The 7441-nt window shown below is 66.9% G+C and carries 7 protein-coding genes and 1 pseudogene; 3 read left to right on the top strand and 5 right to left on the bottom strand.

The annotated features are described in order from the left end of the window. Window positions 1-884 (bottom strand): YhjD/YihY/BrkB family envelope integrity protein (locus GX543_RS09450; RefSeq protein ID WP_290851549.1); only part of this gene is annotated, 884 nt, incomplete at its 3' end. 20 nt (window positions 885-904) lie between these two features. After that, a complete protein-coding gene (gene trpS / locus GX543_RS09445) occupies window positions 905-1924 on the bottom strand; it encodes a tryptophan--tRNA ligase (protein WP_290851547.1) in 1020 nt (339 codons plus the stop codon). Window positions 1925-2104: 180 nt separating this feature from the next. Between trpS and GX543_RS09440 the strand changes: the two genes are divergently transcribed. The 3 genes from GX543_RS09440 (at window position 2105) to GX543_RS09430 (ending at window position 4981) form a co-directional block, all read left to right on the top strand. Then, window positions 2105-2845 carry a hypothetical protein gene (locus tag GX543_RS09440; protein WP_290851546.1) on the top strand — a complete coding sequence of 247 codons (741 nt, stop codon included), beginning with the start codon at window positions 2105-2107 and terminating at the stop codon, window positions 2843-2845. Between the two features lie 304 nt (window positions 2846-3149). Continuing rightward, a complete protein-coding gene (locus GX543_RS09435) occupies window positions 3150-4853 on the top strand; it encodes a sodium:solute symporter family protein (protein ID WP_366929062.1) in 1704 nt (567 codons plus the stop codon). Continuing rightward, complete coding sequence (locus GX543_RS09430; RefSeq protein WP_290851545.1) at window positions 4850-4981, top strand: putative transporter small subunit; 132 nt, start codon at window positions 4850-4852, stop codon at window positions 4979-4981. The genes GX543_RS09435 and GX543_RS09430 overlap by 4 nt, the downstream gene beginning before the upstream one ends. A 16-nt stretch (window positions 4982-4997) precedes the next feature. Here GX543_RS09430 and GX543_RS09425 read toward each other — a convergent pair whose 3' ends face one another. From GX543_RS09425 to GX543_RS09415, 3 genes and pseudogenes are all read right to left on the bottom strand, one after another. After that, window positions 4998-5843 carry an exodeoxyribonuclease III gene (locus tag GX543_RS09425; protein WP_290851543.1) on the bottom strand — a complete coding sequence of 282 codons (846 nt, stop codon included), beginning with the start codon at window positions 5841-5843 and terminating at the stop codon, window positions 4998-5000. Between the two features lie 53 nt (window positions 5844-5896). Further along, window positions 5897-7102 carry an MFS transporter gene (locus GX543_RS09420; protein ID WP_290851551.1) on the bottom strand — a complete coding sequence of 402 codons (1206 nt, stop codon included), beginning with the start codon at window positions 7100-7102 and terminating at the stop codon, window positions 5897-5899. A 145-nt stretch (window positions 7103-7247) separates the two neighbouring features. Next, window positions 7248-7441 (bottom strand): annotated as a pseudogene (locus GX543_RS09415) (hypothetical protein); the annotation flags it as partial.

The following is a 7441-nucleotide window of genomic DNA, read 5'->3' as shown; positions in this document are numbered from 1 at the left end:
GCGTTCTTCGGGTCCGCGGCGCTCCAGGCCGCCGCGTAGAGCACGATCCGCGACGCCAGATACGCGAACACCAGCAGGCCCAGAATGGGGCCGAATGCGGCGCCGGCCGGGCTCCCCAGCACCGACTGCAGGTACAGCCCGCTGACCGACTTCAGGATCTCGAAGATCACGGCGGTGCCGAGTGCGGGCCACACGATGGCCCGCACCGGGATCTTGCAGCGCGGCAGACCCGCGAGGACCATGAGGAACAGCAACCAGGTGGCGACGATGCTGATAATGATCGTCGCCACGCGCAGCAGCGCGAGCGTGACCCCGTTCTCCGGGATACCGACGAAATCCATGACGGCCGGGCCGACCGGGCCGGCCGACGCCACCGACAGTGCGATCGTCACGAGGAACACCAACCCCAGACCGACGAACATCCCGAGGTCGTAGACCTTGCCGAGCACAGCATTGCTCTTGATCCGACCGCCCCACATCTCGGTGAGCCCGTTGCGCATCAGGCCGATCCAGCCGATCCCGGTCAGGGCGGCCGAGATCAGTCCGATGATGCCGACGGCCCGGCGCGAAGCGATTGCCGAGTCGATCACCGAGTTCAACTGCTCGCCGAGTGCGCCCGGAATGTTCTTCACGATGGCGTCGGTGATGTCGGTGAGCAGCGTCGGATTCCAGACGAGGACGAACGCCGCGAGTGCGAAGGAGACCATCAGGATCGGCACCAGCGACAGAAAGCCGATGAAGCTGATCGCCGCGGCGTAGGCGTTTCCTCGGCGTTGGTTGTACCTGTCGAGCGTTGCCATGAGGTGTGCGAGGAGCGGCCAACGCTCCACCGCACGCTCCCAGAGTGCGGTCAGTCGCGCGACGATCTGTTTGATGCCGTCCATCCGGGTCCCCTCGTGCTTCTCTACGGTCGCGGAAGCAGGAAGCCCACCTTCTCGTACACGTCGTCGACGGTCGCGGAAGCCACCTCGCGCGCTCGCGCAGCACCGGCGGCCAGGATTCCGTCCAGGTAGGCGCTGTCGGCCAGGATCTCGTCGACCTTCCCCCGCAACGGCGTGACGAACTCGGTGAGGATCTCCGCCGTTTCGACCTTCAGATCACCGTAACCCTTACCGTCGTACGAACGGACGATTTCCTCCATACTGCGGCCGGTCAGTGCCGCCTGGATGGTCAGCAGGTTCGATACACCCGGCTTGTTCTCTCGATCGAAGGCGATGACGCGGTCGTTGTCGGTGACCGCCGATCGGATCTTCTTGGCCGACCGCTTCGGGTCGTCAAGCAGGCTGATCAGCCCGGAGTCGCTCTCGGCCGACTTGCTCATCTTGGCCGTCGGATTCTGGAGGTCGTAGATCTTGGCGAACTCCTCCACGATGTACGGCTTGGGCACCGTGAGCGCCTTGCCGAAGCGCTTGTTGAAGCGCTGGGCGAGGTCGCGGGTCAGCTCGAGGTGCTGGCGCTGATCCTCGCCGACCGGCACCTGATCCACCTGGAACGCGAGGATGTCCGCGGCCATCAGGATCGGGTAGGTGAACAGCCCGACGCCCGCGGAGTCGGTTCCGGCCTTGGCGGACTTGTCCTTGAACTGCGTCATCCGGCTCGCTTCGCCGAAGCCCGTCAGGCAGGTCAGCACCCAGGTGAGCTGGGCGATCTCGGGTACGTGCGACTGCACGTAGATGGTCGCACGCTCCGGATCCACGCCGACCGCCAACAACTGCGCCACGCTGCGACGCGTGCGGTCGCGCAGCACCTTCGGGTCCTGCGGCACGGTGATCGCGTGCATGTCGGGGATGAAGTAGAAGGCGTCGAAGTCTTCCTGCAGCTGCACCCACTGCCTGACCGCGCCGAGGTAGTTGCCGAGGTGGAAGGAGTCGCTGGTCGGTTGGATTCCGGACAGGACTCGGCGGCGCGGTTCAGGCGTGGTCATAGGTGCGATTGTTGCAGACCGACCTCCGCGGGCCTGCCGACGGGGATGGTCGGACCGGGCACCACGCGCCACCGGCGCCTGCGAGGGGTCGTCGACGGCTCGAAGTTCGTGCCAGTTTTCGTGCCAACGGCGGTCGCCGAATCGGGTTCCAGCGGGGCTCACCATTAGGTTGCAGACATCATGCCCAGAATCACCGCATCCCTCCCCGGCCGTCGCCGCACGTCCGCCCGACAGACCGTCTCCCGGACGGTCGCCATCACTGCCGCCGCCGCACTGCTCGGCGGCGGTGTCGTCGCCGTCTCTGCCTCGGCCGCGGGCACCGCGTCGGCCGCCGAGTGTCGAGCCGCCAGCAAGGATTCCAAGAAGGACCTCAGCACTGTCGGCGTCACCCACGACTACGCGAAGTCGGTGGCGATGACGGCGGGCGCCGGCTCCAAGGTCACCTACAAGATCGACGTCAGCACGAACGGCATCGGCAACCCCTACGTCCATTCCGTCGTCGACGTGCCGCCGAGCGGCTTCAGCAAGCCGACGGCCAAGGTCCGCGCCTTTCACGTCGTTGGCGGCCTCAAAGAGGAGTCGGTCCCGGTCGTCGCCGACGGCAAGGGCTGGAAGGTCGCCAACTCCGGCTGGATGGTCAACTCCAGCAATCCGCTGACCGTCTCGTTCACCTACAACCTGCCGCTGTCCAGCGTCCCCGGCGTGCCGGTGACCAGCGGCGGTATCGCGGTCACCGGCACGGCGGGCGTCGGCCACAACTTCCCCGACCTCACCGCGTGCTACCTCACCCGCGTCATGTCGCCCGGCGAGGCCATCGGCAGCGTCGGCGACGACCTCTCCAGCTCCGGATCCACCCAGAGCATCATCAGTGACATCACCTCCGGCATCGTCGGCGGCGTGCTCGACGGCGCCGGGAGCTAGTCCTACACAACACCCGACCAGGTCGTCCAAACAGCCCGCCTTCCTCGTCGAGGAAGGCGGGCTGTCGTCTGTTCGGTTGGCTATATCCGGACGTAACAGGTAAAAGAACAAAGGAGTGAATAAACATACAAGAGGAGTTTTTCCGTGAAGTCCGCCAGTTGTACTGGGCCGTTCCCCCTCACTGTGAGCGTGCGCACCGCCGCGTCCGCCGGTCTGGAACCTCCCGACAACTAGGTGATCTCTCTGACCTCTGATGCGGAGCCCGAACCCCGGTCTCCCCTACTGAGAAAGTGACTTCACCTTCGTGGAACTTCAACAACTCTCCGGTCCGTTTGTGGTCCTGCTGTTTCTCGCCTTCTTCGGCACCAGCGCGTTCATCGCGCTGCGGATCAGCAAGAAGTCCGAGAACGCCGACGGCTACATGACCGCCGGCGGCAACATCGGCTTCGGCATCTCGTCGGCCTCGATGACGGCCACCTGGATCTGGGCCGCCTCGATGTACGCATCGGCGACGTCCGGATTCACCTACGGTCTGTCCGGCCCCATTCATTACGGGCTCTGGGGCGCCCTCATGATTCTGCTGATCTACCCGTTCGGTCGGCGCATCCGGAAGGTCGCGCCCCGCGCGCACACGATCGCCGAGGTGATGTTCGCCCGGCACGGCCGCTCCAGTCAGCTCCTGCTCGCCGGATCCAACATCCTCGGCAGCGTCATCAGCCTCACCGCCAACCTGATCGCTGGCGGCGCGCTGATCGACATGCTCTCGCCGTTCAGCTTCACCCAGGGCGTCGTCGCGATCGCCGGCGGCATTCTGATGTACACCCTCTGGTCCGGGTTCCGGGCCTCGGTGCTGACCGACTTCGTCCAGGTGGTCTTCATGCTGGGCGCGGTGGTCATCATCATTCCGGTGGTCTTCTTCGCCGCCGGTGGCCCCGACCTCTTCGCCGCGGGCGCCGAGAATCTCACCGATCAGCAGGCGAACTTCTTCTCCTCGGACGCGTTCTTCAATCAGGGCGCCCCCTACATCGCGGCCGTCCTCGCCTACGCGATCGGCAATCAGACCATCGCGCAGCGACTGTTCGCGGTGCGTGAGGATCTCATCAAGAAGACGTTCGTCACCGCGACCGTGGGATACGGCTCCACCATCATCGGCATCGGCATGCTCGGAGTCATCGCCCTGTACGCCGGCATCACGCCGATGGACGACGACGTCAACAACCTGATTCCGCAGATGGCGGCGACCTACCTCAGCCCCGCGCTGCTGGCGCTGTTCTTCATCATGATCATCGGCTCGCTGTCGTCGACCGCCGACGCCGACCTCACCGCACTGGCGTCCATCGTGATGGCCGACGTGTACGGACAGGGCGTGGGCCGACGGAACGCCGACCCGGCCAAGATGGTGCTGATCGGACGGATCACCATGATCGTCGCGATCAGTGCGGCGCTGTACTTCACCGGATCGAACCTCAACATCCTCGACCTGCTGGTGTTCGTCGGTGCGCTCTGGGGCGCCCTGGTGTTCCCGGTGATCGCCAGCTTCTACTGGGATCGCGTCACCAACGTCGCGTTCAGCGTCTCGGTGATCGCCGCGCTCGCGGTGTTCATCCCGGTCCGTTTCGCGTGGATCGACATGTCCGGTGCCGTCGGCATCGGCTTCGACGTCCTCTCGACCATCGGCATCGGCGTGGTGTTCGGGCTGATGACCTTCGGCTTCCTCGGCAAGCGTGCAGCCCTCGTGGTCGGCGTGGTCTCGACCCTCGCGTCCGCGCCCTGGACCATCGGCATGCTCCACGAGTACACCGTGCTCTCGGGCAGCCTCGTCTCGTACTCGGTCAGCACCATCCTGTGCGTGGCCCTGACGATGCTCAACCGCGACCGCCGCTTCGACTTCGCCGTCATCGCGGAGACGACCGGAGACTTCGACGACCGCGACGCCGACGACGCCCCACCGGCCTCGGGTGAGACCCCGCTGGCCGTCAGTGCGCAACGAGAGGAGGAGAACCGATGACGACGTTCTGGCTGACCATTTACGTCCTGATCTGGCCGTTGTTGACCGCAGGCACCCTCGGGGTGATCGTGCGCGCCTTCTATCGCGAATGGCGTGAGGCCCGCGACGAAGGCCGCGAGATGATCTGATCCGCCACGCCGCCGGTCACGCGAACTGCGCGTTGACCGGCGCATGGTCGGACCAGCGCAGGTTGTAGGCGTCCGCGCGGTCTACCCAGGTCTTCGTGACGCGCTGTGCGAGCGCCGGGGTCGCGAGGTGATAGTCGATGCGCCAGCCCGCGTCGTTGTCGAATGCCTTGCCGCGCCACGACCACCACGCGTACGGACCGGCGACGTCGCCGTGGTGTTCGCGGGCGATGTCGACCCAGCCGGCCTCCACCAGGCCGGCCACCCATTCACGCTCGTGCGGCAGGAAGCCCGCGTTCTTGACGTTGCCCTTCCAGTTCTTGATGTCCCGCTCGTCGCGCGCGATGTTCCAGTCCCCCGCGACCACCACCTGACCGTCGCCCGCGAGGAGCTTGTCGAGGTAGGGGCGGAAGGCGTCGAGAAAACGCACCTTCTCGTGATACTTCTCGACGTCCTTCTCGTTCTCGGTGAGCGCCGCACCGGTCGGCAGGTACAGACTCGCCGCCGTGACGGTCTGGCCTGCGACGTCGAAGTCGGCCTCGATGTAGCGGCCCGAATCATCGAACTCGTCGCTGCCGAAGCCGATGCGGACCGCACTCGGTTCGCGGCGCGACAGGATGCCGACGCCCGCGCGGCCCTTAACGGTCGACTCCGCGTGCGCCAGATGCCACCCCGCGTCGAGCGCGGGCTGCAGCGCCTTGCGTGCGAGCGTGTCGGTGGCGCGGACCTCCTGCATCAAGACGATGTCGGGCGCGGTCTGCTCGAGCCACGGCAGCATGCCGAGATTCTCTTTCGAGCGGTGCTTGACCGCGGCGCGGATCCCGTTGACGTTGACGGAGCTGATGGAGAAAGGCGAGGTGGTCACGGGACACCAGTGTATCGGTCGCGGGAGCCTGCTCGAGCCCTGGCGAACCGCCGTCAGCGCCCCACCGGGATCGGTTCCTCGCGCTGCTTCGGCGCCTCGCCGGACCGTCGCGCCGCCACCACGGCGACGCCCAGCACCACCACTCCGGCCACCGCGAACCCCGCGCCGACGATCGACGGCGCTCGATAGCCGAAGCCCTGCGCGATCACCAGTCCACCCACCCACGCACCGATCGCATTCGCGACGTTGAGCGCGGAGTGGTTGAGTGCGGCAGCGATGGTCTGCGCGTCGTGGGCGACATCCATCAGGCGCGTCTGCAGGCCCGGGATGGCCGTCGATCCGGCACACCCCACGAAGAAGGCGACGATCACCGCCGGCCATCCGGTCGAGACCAGCGCCGCGAACAGCACCAGGGTCACCGCCGCCGCGGCCATGCCGATGGCGATGGCGCGGTCGCCGAGCGAGTCGGCCAGCCGTCCGCCGACGTAGTTGCCGGTGACCATGCCCGCGCCGAACAGCATCAGCGCGATGGGGACGGCGCTCTCCGAGAGGCCGCCGAGTGAGGTCAATGCCGTGTTCAGGTAGGTGTAGAACGCGAAGAAGCCCCCGAAACCGACGGTGCCCACCAACAGCGTCAGCCAGATCTGGCTGCTGCGGAGGCCGCCCAACTCCGTGGTCGGTGACGTCAGTTTCATGCCCCGCAGGTCGGGCAGCACCCACCACAGCGATGCGACGGTCAGCACACCGATCACCACGACCAGCGCCATCGCCGACCGCCAGCCCAACGCCTGCCCGAGCCAGGTGGCCGCGGGCACGCCCAGCACGTTGGCGACCGAGAGACCCATCATCACCTTGCCGACGGCGATCGCCCGCTTGCCGGGGCCCGCCAGGTGAGCGGCAACCAGCGCGGCGACTCCGAAGTACGCCCCGTGCGGCAGTCCGGCGACGAATCGAGCGGCCATCAGCGACGAGTAGGTGGTCGCGGCGATGCTCAGGGCGTTACCGAGGGTGAAGGCGATCATCAGCGCGATCAGCAGGGTTCGGCGGGAGACCCGTGCCGCCAGCACCGCGATGACGGGTGCGCCGACCACCACGCCCAGCGCGTACGCCGAGATCAGGTGCCCGGCGACCGGCTCGGTGACGCCGAGGTCCGCGGCGATGTTCGGCAGCAGCCCCATCGCCACGAACTCGGTGGTCCCGATGCCGAAGCCGCCGAGCGCCAGGGCCAGAATCACCCAGCCCACCCGTCGGGTCGACAGGTGGGCTGGTGATTCGTTCTGCTCGGCTCTGGCCTGCTCGGCTTCGCTCGGCGCGACTGGGGTGCTCACCCGAGGGGCAACCACGCATGTGCGCCGAGCATTCCTCAGCCGTCGGTGATGTCAACCACGTCCGCGGCGACGCGCGTCAGCGACTCCCCGTCGCGGCCAGGAAGCTACCTGCGCGCACCGTCCCGAGGTCCGGCGTCGGCACGCCGTCGCGGACCACGCACTTGCCGCCGACCAGGACGGCAGCGACGGTGTCGTCGTTACGGTTCACCATGCGCGAGAGTCCGTCGTACTCCGGGACGGGCGACTCCGCGTAGTCGTCGAGCGAGTCGT

Origin of the sequence: Gordonia sp. (in: high G+C Gram-positive bacteria) (assembly GCF_012515855.1) — a bacterium.
GTDB lineage: Bacteria > Actinomycetota > Actinomycetes > Mycobacteriales > Mycobacteriaceae > Gordonia.
This window is presented reverse-complemented; position numbering and strand designations above follow the sequence as displayed.

Excerpts from the sequence above, each read along its gene's own strand:
- trpS (WP_290851547.1), bottom strand. The coding sequence starts at position 1,924 with ATGACCACGCCTGAACCGCGCCGCCGAGTCCTGTCCGGAATCCAACCG.
- GX543_RS09440 (WP_290851546.1), top strand. The coding sequence starts at position 2,105 with ATGCCCAGAATCACCGCATCCCTCCCCGGCCGTCGCCGCACGTCCGCC.
- GX543_RS09430 (WP_290851545.1), top strand. The coding sequence starts at position 4,850 with ATGACGACGTTCTGGCTGACCATTTACGTCCTGATCTGGCCGTTGTTG.